Origin of the sequence: Psychrobacillus sp. PGGUH221 (genome assembly GCF_042055255.1) — a bacterium.
GTDB lineage: Bacteria > Bacillota > Bacilli > Bacillales_A > Planococcaceae > Psychrobacillus.
Genome location: NZ_JAQMHQ010000011.1, coordinates 35,848 through 55,377 on the forward strand (window position 1 = coordinate 35,848; position 19,530 = coordinate 55,377).

17 protein-coding genes and 1 riboswitch are annotated in these 19,530 nt (G+C 38.2%); of the genes, 4 read left to right on the forward strand and 13 right to left on the reverse strand.

The features are described from left to right. Nucleotides 1–781: 781 nt before the first annotated feature. From metH to PGC35_RS18160, 5 genes are all read right to left on the reverse strand, one after another. The gene (gene metH / locus PGC35_RS18140) at nt 782–4,219 is read right to left on the reverse strand and encodes a methionine synthase (RefSeq protein WP_375220124.1); all 3,438 of its coding nucleotides are present in this window, start codon (nt 4,217–4,219) and stop codon (nt 782–784) included. After that, entirely contained in the window at nt 4,200–6,059 is a 1,860-nt protein-coding gene (locus tag PGC35_RS18145) for a bifunctional homocysteine S-methyltransferase/methylenetetrahydrofolate reductase (RefSeq protein WP_375220125.1), read from the reverse strand. The genes metH and PGC35_RS18145 overlap by 20 nt, the downstream gene beginning before the upstream one ends. Nucleotides 6,060–6,135: 76 nt before the next feature. Then, nucleotides 6,136–6,240, reverse strand: a riboswitch (SAM riboswitch). Nucleotides 6,241–6,458: 218 nt separating this feature from the next. Further along, nucleotides 6,459–6,830: a hypothetical protein gene (locus PGC35_RS18150; RefSeq protein WP_375220126.1), complete on the reverse strand. Its 372-nt coding sequence runs from the start codon at nt 6,828–6,830 to the stop codon at nt 6,459–6,461. A 32-nt stretch (nt 6,831–6,862) separates the two neighbouring features. Further along, nucleotides 6,863–7,417, reverse strand: a complete 555-nt coding sequence (locus PGC35_RS18155; protein WP_375220127.1) for a nuclease-related domain-containing protein — start codon at nt 7,415–7,417, stop codon at nt 6,863–6,865. Between the two features lie 129 nt (nt 7,418–7,546). Continuing rightward, on the reverse strand, nt 7,547–8,932 hold the full coding sequence (locus PGC35_RS18160) for a protoporphyrinogen oxidase (protein ID WP_375220128.1): 1,386 nt from the start codon (nt 8,930–8,932) through the stop codon (nt 7,547–7,549). Between the two features lie 192 nt (nt 8,933–9,124). Here PGC35_RS18160 and fabZ point away from each other — a divergent pair, with 192 nt between their 5' ends. After that, nucleotides 9,125–9,550 (forward strand): 3-hydroxyacyl-ACP dehydratase FabZ, encoded by a 426-nt coding sequence (gene fabZ / locus PGC35_RS18165; protein ID WP_375220129.1) that lies wholly within the window; start codon nt 9,125–9,127, stop codon nt 9,548–9,550. 22 nt (nt 9,551–9,572) lie between these two features. Further along, complete coding sequence (locus tag PGC35_RS18170; RefSeq protein WP_375220130.1) at nt 9,573–10,310, forward strand: class I SAM-dependent methyltransferase; 738 nt, start codon at nt 9,573–9,575, stop codon at nt 10,308–10,310. A gap of 14 nt (nt 10,311–10,324) precedes the next feature. Here the strand turns inward: PGC35_RS18170 and PGC35_RS18175 are convergent, their stop codons facing one another. From PGC35_RS18175 to kynU, 4 genes are all read right to left on the reverse strand, one after another. Next, nucleotides 10,325–10,603 carry a DNA-binding protein gene (locus PGC35_RS18175; RefSeq protein ID WP_375220131.1) on the reverse strand — a complete coding sequence of 93 codons (279 nt, stop codon included), beginning with the start codon at nt 10,601–10,603 and terminating at the stop codon, nt 10,325–10,327. A gap of 404 nt (nt 10,604–11,007) precedes the next feature. Beyond that, on the reverse strand, nt 11,008–11,634 hold the full coding sequence (kynB, locus tag PGC35_RS18180) for an arylformamidase (RefSeq protein ID WP_375220132.1): 627 nt from the start codon (nt 11,632–11,634) through the stop codon (nt 11,008–11,010). Nucleotides 11,635–11,646: 12 nt separating this feature from the next. Then, a complete protein-coding gene (gene kynA, locus PGC35_RS18185; RefSeq protein ID WP_056830589.1) occupies nt 11,647–12,501 on the reverse strand; it encodes a tryptophan 2,3-dioxygenase in 855 nt (284 codons plus the stop codon). Nucleotides 12,502–12,515: 14 nt separating this feature from the next. Continuing rightward, nucleotides 12,516–13,787, reverse strand: a complete 1,272-nt coding sequence (gene kynU, locus PGC35_RS18190) for a kynureninase (protein ID WP_375220133.1) — start codon at nt 13,785–13,787, stop codon at nt 12,516–12,518. A gap of 283 nt (nt 13,788–14,070) precedes the next feature. On the opposite strand from kynU, the gene speD reads away from it, so the two are divergent. Further along, complete coding sequence (gene speD / locus PGC35_RS18195) at nt 14,071–14,886, forward strand: adenosylmethionine decarboxylase (protein ID WP_053591838.1); 816 nt, start codon at nt 14,071–14,073, stop codon at nt 14,884–14,886. Nucleotides 14,887–15,231: 345 nt separating this feature from the next. After that, the gene (locus PGC35_RS18200) at nt 15,232–16,152 is read left to right on the forward strand and encodes an NAD(P)-dependent alcohol dehydrogenase (protein WP_375220134.1); all 921 of its coding nucleotides are present in this window, start codon (nt 15,232–15,234) and stop codon (nt 16,150–16,152) included. Nucleotides 16,153–16,234: 82 nt separating this feature from the next. On the opposite strand, the gene PGC35_RS18205 is transcribed toward PGC35_RS18200, so the two are convergent. From PGC35_RS18205 to nagE, 4 genes are all read right to left on the reverse strand, one after another. Further along, a complete protein-coding gene (locus PGC35_RS18205; protein ID WP_172794354.1) occupies nt 16,235–16,375 on the reverse strand; it encodes a hypothetical protein in 141 nt (46 codons plus the stop codon). 108 nt (nt 16,376–16,483) lie between these two features. Next, nucleotides 16,484–16,756, reverse strand: coding sequence for an HPr family phosphocarrier protein (locus PGC35_RS18210; RefSeq protein WP_375220135.1), 273 nt, complete (start codon nt 16,754–16,756; stop codon nt 16,484–16,486). Between the two features lie 3 nt (nt 16,757–16,759). After that, nucleotides 16,760–17,920, reverse strand: a complete 1,161-nt coding sequence (gene nagA / locus PGC35_RS18215; protein ID WP_375220136.1) for an N-acetylglucosamine-6-phosphate deacetylase — start codon at nt 17,918–17,920, stop codon at nt 16,760–16,762. A 110-nt stretch (nt 17,921–18,030) separates the two neighbouring features. Beyond that, complete coding sequence (nagE, locus tag PGC35_RS18220; RefSeq protein WP_375220137.1) at nt 18,031–19,473, reverse strand: N-acetylglucosamine-specific PTS transporter subunit IIBC; 1,443 nt, start codon at nt 19,471–19,473, stop codon at nt 18,031–18,033. Between the last annotated feature and the right edge of the window lie 57 nt (nt 19,474–19,530).

Below are 19,530 nucleotides of genomic sequence, written 5' to 3' on the forward strand. Positions count from 1 at the left end.
CTTACTTCCTTAGGCTGAGTCCACTGAAAAACTTTTCAAGGTATCTCTTAGCATGTATGGGAACTGCATTCGTTCCCATGTTCGCTTTTTGTCAGGGTCCCGTTGTTTTCCGTTCCAGGCGGACGCTTTCCGCCGGCATGGTTTCAGCCGCTTCCCTTGCTCCTGCGCAAGCTCGTCGCAAAAATTAATTTCGCTACGCTCAGTCCAGGGTCTTCATCTCATGCACCTGACGCTTCGCTATCGGTGCAGAAAACATTTGCTATTCCGGCTGGAGTCGCCACCTTCCACTCCAATCAACTATTATCCGCTTTTCAATTAGAAAACCATCATGCTATTAATAGAGTAAATTTATATCACTTAAATTTTTCAATTAGTATTTATAGAAAATCGTTGAAAAAGGCGACACTCCTGCGGGGATAGCGTTAGCCGAAGACCCCGCAGCGCAGCGAGGAGGCTAAGGCAACGCCCGCGGAAAGGGAGCCGTTTCTACGATTTTCTTATTTATCGGACGATATTATTAAGTAAATTCAAATTCTATAGACTTTTTCAGCGCACTCGCTACGCTCCTGCAGGTTCTTGTCTGTCTCGCTTTTCCCGCAGGAGTCGATCTCGATCGGACGCTTCTCCAAACCAATAAAATGCTACCTGATTATTTTCTATATACTTAGGAATCCTGAGTTAATAGGAAATTTAGACAGAATCTCAAGTTAATGAAACGAGAACAATTAGCCAAATTCCTTTTCTGCAGTCTGACACCGCCATCATTTGGCGGTGTTTTATTTTAGTCGACTACAAAATATCTCGCATCTGGATGTGCGAATACGATGGCAGAGACCGATGCTTCTGGCTCCATCATAAACTCTTCGGTTAATTGCACACCGATGTCCTCTGGTTTAAGAAGTCCAAACAATTTTGCTTGATCTTCTAAATTTGGACAAGCAGGGTAGCCAAAAGAGAAGCGTTGTCCTTGGTATTTTGCTGCGAACCGGTCACGCATTGTAAAATCAGTTGCATCTGGGAAGCCCCATTGATCTCGGATTTCCTGGTGAATACGTTCCGCAAATCCTTCTGCCAGTTCCAGTGCAGTTGCCTGCAATGCATGACTTTCTAAAAACTTCCCTTGTTCTTTTAGTTTATTAGCCGCTTCCCGAACACCATGTCCTGCTGTAACGAGCATGAATGCGACATAATCCATTTCACCACTTTCGACGGATTTCAAGTAGTCCGCTAAGCAAAGGTATGGTTCTACAGATTGACGAGGAAACGTATATCGTTCTATTTCTGTTTTGGCATCCGTTGGATCATAGATTACTACATCATCGCCATCTGATTGTGCAGGGAAAAATTGATACATACCAGATGGTTTTAAAATGCCAGCTCCTAGAAACTCGGTTACTAGTTCATGTAACTCCACCGCACGCTCGTCGCCTTGTTCTAATAATTTATCACTATACCCCTTTAAGCCTAAGTGATGCCCAATCAGCGTTCGCATATTAACGTATGGATATAAGTGTGACACTGAATAATCTTTTAAAACGTGTCGACGTAAGTCTTTAGGATTAAATACTTGGACATCTTCACGCACCGTTTTGACTGGTTTCGTTAAAACAGCTACAGCTTGTTTGGAAGCCCGTGCAGCTTCTGCTACTTTCCGTTTTTCTTGTTGCGTTATTAATTCCTCCAGTAAAACGGATTTATCTTCATCATTTTGTAGACGATTTGCTAGCTCTAATCCTTGCATCGCATCTTTTGCATATAGGACAGGTCCGTCGTACTCAGCCGAAATTTTCGTTTCTGTAAAACGACGAGATAGCGCAGCTCCTCCTACAAGCATAGGTACTTCAATACCTGCTTCTTTAAAGTCTTGTGCGGTAATAACCATTTGTTGAGCAGACTTTACGAGAAGCCCTGATAATCCTACGATATCTGGCTTTTCTTTTCGAATAACTTCTATTAAAGTGGCAGGAGTTACTTTTATTCCAACGTCGATTACTTTATATCCGTTATTGCTTAATATGATATCGACCAAGTTTTTTCCAATGTCGTGTACATCACCTTTTACAGTCGCAAGAACGATTTTCCCTTTACCAGAGTCATCTTCTTTCTTTTCCATAAACTGTTCCAAATAAGCAACCGAAGCCTTCATCACACCAGCACTTTGTAGCACTTCTGCCACTATCAATTGATTGTCATTAAAAAGACGTCCTACTTCGGACATACCTTCCATCAATGGCCCATTTATAACATCTAGAGGGGTCTCATACATTTTAAGCGCCTCTTCCAAATCTGGAATAAGCCCTTCCTTCGTACCTTCCACAATATAATAAGCAAGACGTTCGGGTACTGTTTTCGGGATATCTGCTTCTGTCTTTTCTTTCTTTTTGTCTCGATAAAAGTCAGTAAAATCAGCTAAAGTTTTATCTGTTGTTGTAAATAACAGTTCATTTGCCATCGCAATTTCCTGTTCAGGAATAGATGCATATCGCTCTAGTTTTTCTGTGTTTACAATTGCATAATCAAGCCCTGCTTGTGTGCAATGATACAAATAAACAGCATTGAGCACTTCTCGCCCAACTGGTGGTAGACCGAATGAAACATTACTTACTCCTAAAATAGTTAGTGAGCGAGGCATCTTATCTTTTATTAAACGAATTCCTTCTATTGTTTCCACAGCTGATCCAATATATTGTTGATCTCCTGTACCTACTGGGAAAACTAGTGGATCAAAAATGATATCTTCTGGTGCAAGTCCCCATTTATTTACGAGCAAATCATAGGAACGTTCTGCAATCTCCAACTTACGTTCACGTGTAATCGCCATTCCCACTTCATCAATTGTTCCAACTACTACAGCTGCTCCATATTTTTTTACAAGTGGCATTACAGCGTCAAAACGCTCTTCGCCATCCTCTAGATTGATCGAGTTAATAATTGTTTTACCTTGTGAATATTTCAATGCCTCTTCAATTACATTTTCATCAGTGGAATCAATGACAAGTGGCACTTTCACTTTTTTCACAACTTCCTTCATGAAATTAGTCATGTCAGATAATTCATCTCTGTCAGGGTTAGCAAGACAAATATCGATGACGTGAGCACCACCTTTTACTTGTGCACGAGCAATTTCGGAAGCTTCTTCAAACTTTTCTTCTACTATAAGTCGTTTAAATTTTCTCGAACCAATCACATTTGTTCTTTCCCCTATTAAGAGTGGACGCATTGTTTCGTCATATAATAACGGTTCAATACCTGAAACTACATGACCATGGCCTGTTTCAGCTGGCTTACGAGGTGCAATATCTTTCACTGCTTCGCGAACTGCTTGAATATGGGCTGGAGTAGTTCCGCAACATCCACCTACAACATTTAACCATCCTTTTTCTGCAAAGCCTTTTAACTTCTTCGAAAGCGATTCAGGTGATTCATGGTAATGTCCTTCTTCATCCGGTAATCCTGCATTTGGATAACAGCTTACATATCCATCTGATAACTCAGAAAGGGAGCGAATATGATCCGTCATAAATTCTGGTCCTGTTGCACAGTTGAGTCCCACAGAGAGTGGTTTAATATGTTCAATTGAAATGTAGAATGCTTCAATACTTTGACCCGCAAGTGTCGTTCCCATTGGCTCGATTGTTCCAGATATCATGATAGGAAGCTCTTTCCCCGTTTCTGTAAATGCTTGTTGTATACCAATGGTTGCGGCCTTCACGTTTAGCATATCCTGACTTGTTTCCAATAGGATAACATCGGAGCCACCTTCGACTAATGCCTTTGCTTGTATGTAAAAGTCATTTGTTAACTCATCGAAGGTTATTCCACCAGTTACAGACAATGTTTTTGTTGTCGGTCCAATTGCACCAGCCACAAATCTCGGCCAGTCGGGAGTAGATAATTCAATTGCAACCTTCTTCGCAAGCTGCACTGCACGAAGGTTGATTTCATGCGCTTGGTCACCTAGATCATATTCATTTAACACGACTGGTGTTCCCCCAAACGTATTGGTACAAATTATATCTGCACCTGCCTCTAGATATTCCCGATGAATTTGTTCAATGACAGTTGGATTGATAACGTTTAAATACTCATTACATCCCTCGTATTCTTCTCCACCGAAATCCTTTGGAGTTAGATTCACGTTTTGGATCATCGTTCCCATTGCGCCATCAATAATAAGAATTCTTTTTTGAAGTTCCTGTTCAATTAGATGTTTGGACATAACTGTTTTCTCTCGCTTTCTTTCCGTCAATCTCTTTAATATGGCGAATCAATTCAAGTGACATATCCACACGGAAAAATGGCGTAATGATGTAAATGCCATTAAATAACTCCGCTGCAGTGTCAATAAGCTCTTTTGCAATTTGTATACCTTCCGCAGTAGAACGCTCTTTATCTTCTCCACAAGCACGCATGCGTTCTAACACTTCATCTGATAATTTAATACCTGGCACTTCATTGTGCAGGAACTCAGAATTACGACTATTTGTAAGTGGCATAATCCCAAGGAAAATAGGAGTGGACAAGTGTTTCGTCGCTTCATAGATTTCCTCCATTTTTTCTTTCGAATAAACGGGCTGGGTAATGAAATAATCAGCTCCACACTCTATTTTCTTCTCTAGTCTTTTAACAGCACGATCCAGTACGCGAACGTTGGGATTAAAGGCAGCTGCCACAGAGAAGTTGGCTTTTTTTCGAAGCGATTTTCCTGAGAAGGAAACACCTTCATTTAGCTGTTTAATTAATTGGAGTAACTCTAAACTTGATACATCATAAACACTGGTTGCTCCGGGAAAATCTCCTATTTTGGTTGGATCACCTGTAACAGCCAATATATCATGAATTCCAAGTGCATCCAGACCCATTAAATGTGATTGTAAGCCAATCAAATTGCGGTCACGACATGTAATATGAGCTAGAGGACGAATATTATTTTGCAATTTTAACATCGAGCCCATAGCCATATTGCTAATACGAGGAGATGCAAGTGAGTTATCTGCCATCGTTACTGCATCAATTCCAGCTGCATTCAGCTTCTCTGCACCTTCCATAAAAGTAGTTGTGTCTAAATGGCGTGGCGTATCTAGTTCCACGATGATTGTTCTTTCGGTTTTTGCTTTTTCATGTAGTGGTTGATTGACGGTTGGTTCTGCTTCCTGAATGATTATTGGCTTTCTAGGCGTTACGATTTTATTTGTAATTGGAGGTAGAGTTCCAATTCTTTTTTTCACGGCTTCAATATGTTTTGGTGTTGTCCCACAGCAACCGCCTATTAAACGAACTCCTGCTTCGCGAAAGTATAACGCTGCTTTTCCAAAATAATCTGCCTCAGATTCGTAAACAATACGGCCATCCTCTACATCAAGTAAACTTGCATTTGGATAAGCAGACAGAAATGCTTTTTCTGGTAGCGTCACCCCTTCGAACGCTTGAATTGTATGATGAGGACCAAGTCGACAATTGACTCCCACAATACTTGCTCCTAATGCCTCTAGTTGATGTAATGCATCATTTAGCGATAAACCGTTTTGCAAGATACCTGGCTCATGCATCGATACTTGTGCAATGATCGGTGTATCTGTCAGCTTTCTTAGATGCGTAACCGTTGCGGAAAGCTCTTCAAAATCATAGTACGTTTCTAGTAATAATCCATCTGGATTTCCTGATAGTAGTTGGGTAGCTTGTTGATTAACCGTTGCGATAATTTCATCAATAGTCGCATCACTCTTCCGAATACCGCGTATACCACCAATCGTACCAAGCACAAATTGACCACCAGGGGCAGCTGCTCTTTTTGCGATTTGGATCGCCGCTTCATTGATTTCTTTCATTTGATTTTCTAGTCCGTACCGCGCCAGTTTAATTGCATTTGCACCATACGTATTCGTCTGAATGATATCCGCGCCTGCAACTATATAGTCCTGGTGAATTTTCTCAATAATCTCTGGCTTCTGGATGTTTAATTCTTCGTTACAATAATCAATTCCATATGAATAAAGCAGTGTCCCCATCGCTCCGTCAGCAGTCAAAACATTCGTTTGCAGCTTCTCTAATAAACCCATTCACATTCATCCTCTCTAAAATAAAAAAAAAGCCTTCCATGAAAAGAAGGCTTTACGAGTATGTAAAATTCGTCCCTTCTCATCTATCAGACACATAAGCATCTGCTGGAATTAGCACCTGACCAAACGGCTGGTTGCTGAAGCTTCACAGGGCCAGTCCCTCAGCTTCTCTTGATAAGAATTCAATATTCAATTTTTTGTTAGACTTATCGTACCTTTATTCAACTAAAGCGTCAAGACGTAGATTGAATTTTCTTGCATCTTAAGAGTGTTTTTATTATCCGATATTTGGCGGTTATTATCCGATTATCTCGATTTATTATCCGATTTTCATTTGTTATTATCCGATTATCTCGACTTATTATCCGATTTTCACTCTTTATCATCCGATTCGTCAATTTAAGACCAATTCCACTTATAAATTGTGTTACGTTTAGACGAACCCTCTCTCGACAGCCCCATAGAATTTAATATGCGAGATGCGGCCTGATAAGAATCCAATTTAAGAAAATATCTACATTGCCGATTATTAATACTATCCCCGATTAGCATAAACCAATCACGCATCGCCTTCTCATGCGCCAAGCGATCTACATGACCACACCTTAAACAGTTCCAGCCGTTTTTCTTTTTCGTCATCCCATGCGTCTCACACTTTTCACAATAGACCCCTGTCAGCAAATCATTTGGATTTATGCTCCATCGACTGCACAGTGGAAATGGAAAGTACACTTGATGACACACAACCATTTTCTCTGCCAATTCATGCATTGCTGGCACTTCCAGGCATACTTTCTCACGAGTCATATTGCGCAAAAATACTGGAATCGTCGAATAAAGTATCGTATCGTTGGATATTTGATGGATGGCTCTACTACCTTCACCCTTGAATTCGTCAACACGATTACACCACGAACAGGAATACTCACACCTTGCAATCTTAACCAATCTTCCAGTAAATATATATTCCTTTCTATCTGTACTTCTGGACTCTCAAATACATCGACTTTACCCTCTTCATTCTCTCGCTCAAGCTGGGAAGGATTTTGCTTAAACCGCAAACTTCCACTTATATTTTTGATCTCTAATACCACCGCAAAGTATTGTGTCAAAAATACCGAATCTATTTGAAACTTGCCATACGATTCCAAGCTCACATCATGCAACACCAAGTATTGGAACGGAAAAGAATACTTTTGAAAAACCCCATCCATTCTTTCTTCCCCGTATATTCCAGCCTTCGCCATTTGCATTTTAGAGTGAATCAACTCTTTCATGTCGTGTATTTTCGGTAAACGTCTATATAATGACTCCAAAGCTATATAGCTATATTCATACGCTCGAGTTTTTACAATCATTTAAACACCCCCAATCGCATCGTATCACATATACAATATTTGTAAATTTATCTAAAACACCATCAATTTCATTCCTACAATAAAAAAAGGACCAAAATTATATTTTGGTCCTACCATCCTTCTTAAAAATTAAATTCTCTCCGAAATTAATTGCGCTGTTTCTTTTCCATTTTTAATGCAAGCGCCGATACCAACTCCATAATACGAGCATCCAGCAAGCACTACATTTGGAAGCATAGATGATAATTTCTGATTCAATGATTTTATCGCTTCCCCATGCTCCAGATGATAGTTTGGCATTAAATCGTTCCATTTAGTTACTTCCACAACTTGAGGCTTGCCGTTTAGTTTCAGGCTCTTGTCAATATCTTGTAAAGCTACTTCCACTAGCTCTTCTTCACTCATATGCTTCATGCTTTCAAAAACTGGATTGGAGCTTTTGTAAAACATTCGTACAAGTAAATTACCGTTTGCAGATGTATGCTTCCATTTTCGGCTAGTCCAAGTACAAGCATTACATTTCACGTCACTGTTTTCCGAAACGATAAACCCAGTTCCATCAGCTGGTAGCTGTTCATCTGGAATATCAAAACCAAGATAAATACTAATTAATGAGGAATTCTTCAATTTATTAAAATCCACATCTAAATCTTGTTCTTGCAAAATTCGCTGAGTCACATCATGCGGAGTAGTCAAAACAACAAAATCCGCTTCTATTGTTTCTCCATTTTCTAATAAAACCTCGTAGCCCGCTTCTGATTTAGTTACTTTCTCCGTATGTACTCCCTTTAAAATCGTACATTCGCTCAATTCTTCCTCCAAGCGATCGATTAAAGTAGAAAGTCCACCTTTAAACGAGATGAATTTTTTATTTGCAGCTGCTGCGAACTGTTCTTTATGCGCTTCTAATCCTTTAATGATGCTGCCGTATTCGTTTTTATAGTCAATCAAATAAGGTAATGTGGAAGAAATAGTGAGATCATCTAATCTCCCTGAATACACTCCGGACAACACGGGAGCAATTTGTTTCTCCACTAATTCTTTCCCTAAGAAATGCTCTAAAAATGAGCCGACAGAACTCTCTTTCGTAAAGTTTTCGTTAGGGGAATCAAGATCTTTCAATGCTTCTTCCTTACCTTCATCTGAAACCAACGTACTACTTTCTAAAGATTCTTCACTTGTTGGAATTCCAAATACCGTATCTGCAGGGATTGCATGTAATTCATTGTTCGTATATATATAGGAAATACCTGTTTCATTATAAACGAGCTCTTCTTGCAGTTTTAGCTCTTCTACTAGAGGTAAGACCCCTTCGTTACGTGCAACGATTGAATCCGCACCAGTTTCCATTATAAAGCTATCTGCACTTACCGAATGAATTTTACCACCCAAATAATCATGTGCTTCCACTAAAACCAAATCTACATCTAATGCTTTTTCTATCTTAAGTCTTTGTAAATAATGCATCGTAGAAAGTCCTGTAATTCCTCCACCAACCACAACTACTTTTTTCAAGATACTCACTCCTAGTTCGAAATTACTCGTACTCCTAGTATAATCGCTTTTAAAAATACTTGGTATGACTTACCTCACTATTCTTCCCCTATTCCAATAAAAGTTTACCGTTTCGTCAAAATTGCAGAAGAAAATTATAGTATCAACTACTAACACCAAGTGATAAAATTTAATTAGATTGGAGGTTTTTTTATGTTAGACACACAAAAAATCATGGATGTAATAAGACACCGCTATCCCTTTCTATTAGTGGATAAGATATTGGAATTGGATGAAGGAAAACGAGCAGTTGGCATTAAAAACGTGACAGCAAATGAAGAATTTTTCAATGGACACTTTCCAGGTTACCCTGTCATGCCAGGAGTATTAATTGTAGAAGCTTTAGCTCAAGTAAGTGCAGTAGTAATGCTAACGAAAGAAGGGAATGAAGGAAGATTAGGGCTTTTAGCAGGCATTGATAATTGCCGTTTTAAAAAGCAGGTCAAACCAGGAGATCAGCTACGATTGGAAGTCGAAATTACTCGCCTAAAGGGACCTATTGGCAAAGGAAAAGGAATTGCTACGGTCGATGGTGAATTGGTATGTGAATCAGAGTTAATTTTTGCATTCGGAAATTAGCTATAAATAAAGGGGAAATTAAATGAACGATTATTACGGAGAGCTGTGCACACAAATTTACGAAAGTGATAAGTCATTTGCAGACGGGAAAGAACTCGAGTTTTATCTATCTTTTGTGAAGGATAAGAACATGAAAGTATTAGAACCAATGTGTGGTAATGGAAGAATGCTACTTCCTTTTCTGCAAAGAGGAATCGATATTGAAGGATTTGATATCTCAGAAGAAATGCTAAAAGTTTGTAAGGAAAAAGGTAAAAAGTTAAATCTGAAACCATCAGTAACTCTTGGAAAAATAGAGGAATTTCAAAGTCCTAACAAATATGATTTAATCATTATTCCTTTTGGTTCGTTTTCCCTTTTGCCTGATTATTTAGTAGCCGATAGTCTTGCAAATATGAAATCTATGTTAACAGAAGACGGTAAGTTACTTTTAACGATTATGACAAACAGAGGGAAATTTAATGATCTCCCCGAATGGAGGGAAACGAATCGGAAGCAGTATGACAGCGGTGACATTGTGGAATACAAGCAGGAGCATTATGATTCAGAAAGTAAGCTATTAAAAATTAAGTTGAAGTACCAATTTGTAAAAGATGAACAGATAGAAAAAACAGAACTAATGGATTTCCCTATCCGACTTTACGAACTAGGAGAATTTGAAAATATTCTTAAGTCAAACGGATTTAATCAAATTATTCTACACGAAGTAAAAGACGGTTATGGAATTGGTAGCACGTTTGATGTATATGAGTGTGTTTGAAATAACAACACACTCTAGTTCTTATAAATATCGTTTGAAGATAGCCATTCTAAAAATTGATGATAGGGAAAATACGTAGTTCCGTTTAACTCTATTTTTGGTGCATTTGGATATTTTCTGAGCAATTCCAGTATTTCTTCTTTACTCAACCCAAAATATATCGGCAAATCCTTTTCATTTATGAGAGTAGGGTATCCGGATCCTTTCGGGTTTTTAAAGTTCTTTAATCCATCCCCTATAAAGTAGCCTAGTGCTGCAAGCCCTACACCTATCCAGAAAAAACTTAAAGCCATTTTTATTGCCTCCTCTAAAATCTATATTTCATATACGAAGGGATAAGAAAAAAGTTTCATTAGTATACTAGAACAATAGATATTGGAGAGGAGTCATACGGGTATACAATGGTTAAATTTTATTTTAAGCAATTCCTAAACGAGCCTATGTGGTTTAAGCTATTAATCTCTATAACATTGCTAAGTACGATTATTTTTAGCAGTTCATTTTTTTCATCTAATTATTATTACGAAAGCTTATCCAAATTAGCTGCTGCTATCTTTTTTTGTGCATACGGTTTTAAATTGAGAAGAAGTAAGTTCAATTCTTCTATTCTATTTATTTTAGCAATTATATGCGTCTTTCTTTCGATATTCGCAATTTTATAAAAAAAAAGGATAGAGTATCTCTATCCTTCTTTCCATTATATCTGTCTCAGCACGGCTCGAACGGGACTGCCATCGGCTCCTTGAATCTTTAGAGGCAAGGCAATCAATTCATAATCTCCCGGAGTGACATCTTGTAAAAACAAATTTTCTAGAATATGAACACCATGACGATAAAGTGCATGGTGCACTCGTAATTCTTTATCGTCTAATGCATCAACAGAAGGACAATCGACGCCAATTAAAATAATTCCTTTCTCCTGCAAGAGTGCACCAATATCCTCTTTTAATACCATAATACTAGTTGGAAATTGCTCCACATTAACATGTTTGGTAGTTTTTAATAGTAAGCGTTCTACCCCTTCTAACTCAAATGACTGCAATTCATCTCGACCAATTGATTCCAATCCTGTGACGTCAACTACTTTGGCACGACCAATATAAATATGGATGTCTAACTGCTCAATCGTAGGTGCGTCATTGTCAAAGTGATAGGGTGCATCCGCATGTGTCCCAGTATGCACACTTGTTGTGAAACGACCAATATTAACTGAACCTGTCTGTTCCTTCGAGAAAGCTAGTTCAAACTGAAAAGGTGTATCTCCTGGCCAAGTACCAATATTATTTGAAAACGACTGTGAGATGTCTATCCAGCGTTTCTCCATTGCCATCACCCCTTATAAACTTGTTCTTAAATCCCAGAGCTCTGGGAAAAAACGATGATCTAACACTTTACGTAAATAATTTACTCCTGAGGATCCACCAGTTCCAGTTTTAAAACCAATAATACGTTCTACCGTTTTCATATGTCGGAAGCGCCATTGCTGTAACCAATCCTCTATATCCACTAGTTTTTCTGCTAATTGGTACAAATCCCAATACTGGTCCACGTTTTGATATACTTCTTTCCATGCCTCTGCTACTGTCTCGTCTCCTCCATATGTAACGGAATAATCTCGATTTACAGCAGCTGGGTTCAAATTGAACCCAGCTTTTTCTAATGCTTGAATTGCCACATCATAAATGCTAGGTGAATGATATGCTTTTTCGAGCTCATTGTATAACTTTGAATCCTTCTCATAAATTTTTAGAATAAACTTTGTTTTATAACCGAGTGCAAATTCAATTTGTCGATACTGAAAGGATTGAAAACCTGATGCTTTACCGAGTTTATCGCGAAACTCTAAATACTCAGCTGGTGTTAATGTCGAGAGCACATCCCAAGCTTGAATAATCTGTGTTTGAATCTTTGTTACACGAGCCAGCATTTTAAAGGCGGCTTGCATCTTATCTTCTTGTATCGCTTGAATGGCACTAGTCAATTCATGTAAGATCAACTTCATCCAAAGCTCACTTACTTGATGAATAATAATAAATAACATTTCATCATGATGACCGGACAATCGTTTTTGACTGGATAAAATCGTATCGAGCTGCAAATAATCTCCATAGGTCATATCATCCCGAAAGTCCGTATGAATACCTTTTTCACCATCCAGCTTTTCATGCAGCTTCGAAATATCCTTCGGCATATAAGTCCTCCTTTTTATGCAACAACATCTCGCTTGTTTTCGTACTTTTTATACGTTTCTTCTGTCATGATCTTCTTCAAAATCTGTACAGTGTTCCACACATCTTCAAATGAGCTATACAATGCAACAGGTGCTAGACGGATGCCATTTGGCGAGCGAAAATCAGGAATAACCCGATGATCTTTTAATGCCTTACAAATGCGAGCTGCCTCTTCATGAACAAGATAAATATGTCCCCCTCTACGCTCATGGTCGACTGGATTGGCAATGTTAAATTGAAAATCCTTTAACTCTTCCTTTATTAAAAACATCATATAATCAGTTAGAGTTAATGACTTGCTACGAATAGCATCTATACCGACCTCCGCAAACATTTGTAACGAACCATATAATGGGGCAGCACTTAATATATTCGGTGTCCCAATTTGATATGCACCTGCATTTGATGCCGGTGACATTTCTATTGCCAGGTCAAACTGCTTCTCTTTATGGGAGCCGAACCAACCTGCGAGTCCAGGTCTCTTTCCAAAATGCTTCTGATTCACGAACAATCCCCCAACTGCACCTGGTCCTCCATTTAAATGCTTATAATTACACCAAAACGCAAAGTCTACATCCCAATCATCCAAATTGTGAGGGAGAGATCCAATAGAGTGACATAGATCAAATCCAATGATAATATTTCGTTCGTGCGCAGCTTTAGTAAGCGCTTTCAAATTTAATATTTGTCCACTCCGATACAGCACACTTGGTAACACGATTAGAGCTATATCGTCTGTCATCGATTCTATTATGTCTTCTTCTAGTAGAGTATTCCCATCACGGCTTTTCACGAACTTCATATGTTCTTCTGGGTTATATCCATGCAACGATAACTGACTACTAATGGCATACAAATCAGAAGGGAAGTTCAATTCATCCACCAATATTTTAGTCCGTTTTCCATGGGGATGATAGAAACTAGCAACTAACTGATGTAAATTCGTAGTAGTTGAACCTGTAATCATCACTTCTTCTTTCAATGCTCCAACAAGCGGTGCACACATTTCACTCAACGTTTCCGAAAAATAAAACCAAGGATGCTCACCTTGTGTCCACCCATCTATTCCGTATTTCTTCCATGAATCAAGTATAGATAACAGCGACTGCTCCGCTCTCTTAGACAATAAACCCAAGGAATTCCCATCCATGTACATGATAGCTGGCAGCAAATAAAATTCATCTCGATAGTGTTTTAATATATCCTGTTTATCTAATTTCCTCGCATATTCCAATGTAATATCCATTCGTTGAGACACCGTCCCTTATCTAAATTTTCTTTCTATTAAAATAAATCATAGGCATTAAGATAAGTAGTGTCAATAAGACAAGGTAAACTATCACGTCCATTTTACATAATGAATTCTTGCTACTTCTAAATCTAAAAGAGCAATGGTGTAAATTGTATGTTTCAGAAAAGTTTTTTGTGGAAAAATAAAGCTAAGGTGAATCTAAAACTAGTTTTAACGCATACTTATTATATCGTTTCAACAGAGCCTTAAATTTATGTGAAAGAGAGGAGTTCAAAAAATGAGTTTAACTCCTAAGCAAAGAATTGAGTTACATGGGTTTAATAACCTTACAAAGACCTTAAGTTTTAATATGTATGATATTTGCTACACAAGAACGAGAGAAGAACGAGAGGCTTATATTGACTATATCGACGAACAATATAATGCGGAACGTTTGACAAAAATTTTAACGAAAGTGTCGGATATTATTGAGGCAAATATTTTAAATATTGCACAGCAAGATTATGAACCACAGGGAGCAAGTGTAACCATTTTGGTTTCTGAAGGACCTGTTGACGATTCTCCAGCGGATTCATTTAAAGAATCACCAGGTCCACTACCTGAATCAGTAGTCGGCCATCTGGATAAAAGTCATATAACCGTTCATACTTATCCTGAGTATCACCCGGATGAAGGAATTAGTACATTCCGGGCGGATATTGATATTTCCACCTGTGGAGAAATTTCTCCTTTGAAAGCGCTGAATTATTTGATTCATTCATTTGAGACAGATGTTATGGTGATGGACTATCGTGTACGAGGCTTTACTAGAGACGTAACGGGACATAAATTATTTATCGATCATGACATTAATTCCATTCAAAACTATATTCCAGTCGGCTTACAAGAGTATTATCAAATGATCGATGTAAATGTATACCAAGAAAATATTTTTCATACAAAATGTAAACTTAAAAAATTTGATTTAAATAACTACCTATTCGGTTACACAGAAGACGAGTTAACCGATGAAGAAAAGATATCCATTACGAAGAAGTTAAAAACAGAAATGGATGAGATTTTTTACGCTAAAAACATGGCAAGAACAGAATAAATTGTGAGGACCAAATTTTTGGTCCTTTTTTTATTTATGCCCCTACTATTTACCATTGATTAAGAATGGACCTTAAAATATAAGTAATAGCTTTCAAGTGAAATAGGATGGATTATAGTCCCTCTATTACCTCTTTATTATATAAAAGTGAATTAGTATAAATATATCTATTTATACTGATTGTTTCTATATCAGGGGTTATTGGAGGATTGTCACTAGCCATATGACTTTTATTTAAAGGAAATAAAATCCTAAAAGATCGAGTGTTCTCATAATATTAAGAAAGGAGGAATAGTTACGAAGGCTATAATTTCTAACAAATATGGTTCACCTGACATTCTAGAAGTGAATGAGGTAGAAACACCGATTCCGGATGACAATCAAGTTCTGGTAAAAATTCATGCAGCATCTTTAAATTACGGAAACTTAGTACTTTTGAAAGGGGAACCGTACCTTGCCCGCTTTGCGTTTGGTATATTGAAACCAAAATACTCCATACCTGGAGGTGACTTTGCAGGGAGGATAGAATCAGTCGGCAAAAATGTTAACCATTTTAAGCCAGGTGATGAAGTGTTTGGAGACTTATCCGGTTGTGGTTGGGGAACTTTTGCTGAATATGTCGCAGTACCTGAACATGTATTGGTATTAAAACCGTCTAATCTTTCATTTGAGGAAGCTGCTGCAGTGCCTATGGCAGCTACCACTGCCCTTCAGAGTTTAAAGAATAAAGGCAAGATTGAATCAGGACAGAAAGTTTTGATTAATGGTGCATCTGGGGGTGTAGGGACTTTTGCAGTCCAGATTGCCAAATCATTCGGGGCGGAGGTAACTGGGGTATGTAGTACGAGAAATTTAAACATTCTCCAATCAATTGGTGCAGACTTTGTCATTGATTATACAAAGGAAGACTTCACCAAAACTGCACAACGTTATGACCTAATTCTTGCTGTGAACGGGTATCAACCTATTTCGGCTTATAAACGTGCTCTTCGTCCGAAAGGAAATTATGTTATGGTCGGAGGTTCCGGAGCCCAATTAACTCAAGCTATGGTTTTAGGACCTTTCTTTTCCATGACTGGGGGTAAAAAGATGGGTAGTTTTTTACAAAGAGCAAATCAAAAAGATTTGATTTTTATCAAAGAACTAATAGAGGCCGGTAAAGTTAAACCTGTAATTGATAGAAGTTATAAGCTGAATGAGGTTCCCGAGGCTTTTAGGTATTTTGAAGAAGGTCACAATCAAGGAAAAGTAGTCATTACAATGTAAAGAGAACATACAACCTCCTAGCAGCTATGCAAATTATTAACTAGCTTGCGAGCTGCTCGAGGTTGAGATTCATAATCATAGTTTAATTGTACTGTTGAGTTGAAGAGGAACTACTTGTTGTTGCGGTGTCATACGCAATAAGCGTAACTCCAAGTTTTTCTTCTAGCTCATTTAGTTCCTGCAACTGCTCACGGTCTAGTTCTGCAAATTTAGTCTCGTTCATTTCATCATTCATCCTTTCTTTAAAAAATAGTTTATCCTGGATGAATTCGATTATACAAAAATGTATCCTTTGACAACTGCAGAAAAAGCCTTACAATTTTAAACTTTTTTATTCATATTCCTCTCCAAGCCCTTTCGAGATAATAACCTCTGTCACCTTACTTAACAGTTCCTCAGCATCTTCTCCCTCTGCTGAAATAGTGACAACTGAACCGGTAGTAATAGATTGAGCCATTACACCCATAATGGATTTTAAGTTTACCGATTTTCCATTATACGTAAGTTGTACCTCCGAATTAAAAGGTGTAACCGCTGAAACTAATAACGTGGAAGGTCTTGCGTGTAGACCTTCCGAAGTTGTAATCTTAAAGATTTTTTCCATTTATCAAGTCTCCTTTTCGAATACGATTTGACCTCTGCAAATTGTTATTTGAACATGTAAACCCTTGTTAAGCAATACTAAGTCTGCATCTAAACCTTCCGCAATAGATCCCTTATTGGAAAGCTTTAATTGTTTCGCAGCATTTGTGGAAGACATGGAGACTAACTCCGTAAAAGAACAATTAGTTGCCTGTCGGAAATGACGAATTGCTTGATCCATCGTCAGCATGCTCCCAGCTAATGCTCCGTTCGAAAGATGCGCTCCATTCTCTGTTACACTTACCATTTGTCCTCCTAAATCATAGCTTCCATTAGGTAGCCCTTTTGCTCTCATAGCATCTGTGATCAGAATTATTCCGGAGGCTCCCTTTAATCGATATGCCAACTTAACTGCATTCGGATGACAATGAATAAAATCTACAATAAGCTCCGTTTTTATTTCATCCGAAATTAATACACTTCCTACTACTCCAGGTTCACGGTGGTGAAATGGGCGCATTTGATTATATAAGTGAGTTGCTTGTTTTACACCTAGCTTTACCGCTTTTTCTACTTCTTCGGATGAAGCATCGGAATGTCCTATGGAAACAACGATCCCCTGACTACTAGCTGTCTCAACAAATTCAAGACCTCCTGTTACTTCGGGAGCAATAGTAATTTGCTTGATACGGTTATTACTTAGCCGCTGCCAACGATCAAACTGCTCCAGAGTTGGTTGTATTATATATTCAAGTGGTTGTGCCCCAGCTCGTTTAGGAGAAATATATGGGCCTTCCACATGTATTCCTAGAACTTCCGCTTCATCTGTCTTACTAACAAAACTTGCGATATTCTTTAGTGCAGCCTCTATCGCATTAGTTGTTTGTGTCATCGTAGTAGGTAAAAAACTTGTGGTCCCTTCTTTTACTAAAGAACGTGCCATCCCTCTTAGCGCTTCCTCTGTTGCGTCCATCGTATCAAAACCAGCGGAACCGTGAATATGCATATCTATAAAACCCGGGAATACAATCCAATCTTTAGAAGCTCCGTTTATATGAATCTCTGCTTCGTTTGATAACTGTGTTCCTATTTTTTCAATCTTTCCATCTTTAAGAAATAAGTCCGCAACTACTTCTTTATCATGATTTACGATTGTTACGTTGGAAATTAGTATAGTTTTTGGCATGATTCACTTCTCCTTGGTATTAATATGTATACCAATTATAATAAATGTTTAGTAGAAAAAAAGCTGTTTATGAAAGGAACAATCTCCTTAAACAGCTTTTTCTACTATTTCTAATTCCTAATTTTTTCGATTTCGTCCGCCACAAATTGCACACTAGTTCCTACAATTACTTGAATACTCGTTGGACCGACAACGTTGATACCAGGAACACCAGTATCTTTTATTTTCTTTTGATCTACAATAGCCATATCTAGAACCTCTATCCGCAAACGAGTTGCGCAATAGTCTACAGAAGTGACGTTTGCATCCCCACCTAACCCATCGTAAATAATAGATGCTAAGATGGAGAATTTACTACTAGATGAGTTGTCAACAACTTCCTGGATTTCTTCCTCATCCTCTTCTCTACCTGGTGTTTTCAAGTCAAATTTCACGATTAAGAATCGGAATAAGAAGTAGTAAATAACAGCAAAAACTAAACCTTGAACAACTAACATTAAAGGTAAATTTGCAATTGGAATTCGAAGACTTAAGAAAAAGTCTATAAACCCTGCACTAAATCCGAATCCTGCTGTCCACTGGAAGGATGCAGCAATGAACAATGAAAGACCAGTTAACGCAGCATGCACTACATATAATGCTGGTGCTAAAAACATAAATGCAAACTCAATTGGTTCTGTAACCCCTGTAAAAAAAGAAGCAAAGCCCGCTGCAAGCATTAGGGAAGCCACTTGTTTTTTTCTTTTCGTCTTCGCTGTATGATACATCGCCAGTGCAGCTGCTGGTAAACCAAACATCATTATTGGGAAGAACCCAGCCTGGTACATCCCTGTGACACCTTTAACACCGGAACCATCCCAGAACTTCCCGATATCATTAATACCAATTGTATCGAACCAAAATACTGCATTTAACGCATGATGCAAGCCAGTTGGTATTAACAGACGATTGAAGAATCCATATATACCTGCACCTGCTGCACCTAGGCTGCTAATTGACTCACCAAACGAAACTAACCAGCCATATACGATTGGCCATATAAAGAATAATGCTACGGAAACAACTAACATCGCTACCGCAGATACAATCGGAACAAGCCGTTTTCCACTAAAGAATGCTAAAAAATCAGGTAGCTTTACATGACTGAAGCGATTAAACATTGCAGCTGCAATAAGTCCAGAAATGATACCAACAAAAGCATTATCAATCTTCGCGAAAGCTGCATTTACACTAGCAGCATCTATACCTTGTAACAAAGCAACCGAATTAGTGGATAACATAGTCGTTACAACTAGAAAGGCAACTAAACCACTTATTGCAGCAGAGCCATCTCTTTCTTTGGCCATTCCAAATGCAACGCCTACCGCAAATAGGATTGGAATATGGTCAAGAATAGATGCTCCTGCTTTGATTAGAAATGCGGCTAATACATTTCCAGAACCCCAGCCTGTAGGGTCAATCCAATAACCAATACCCATCAAAATTGCAGCTGCCGGTAAAACAGCTACTGGTAGCATTAAAGAGCGTCCGAGCTTTTGAATATATTTCATCATGATATGCCCATCCTCTTTTCTTATTTATAAGATAATTAAGATATAAAAAAATAAAAT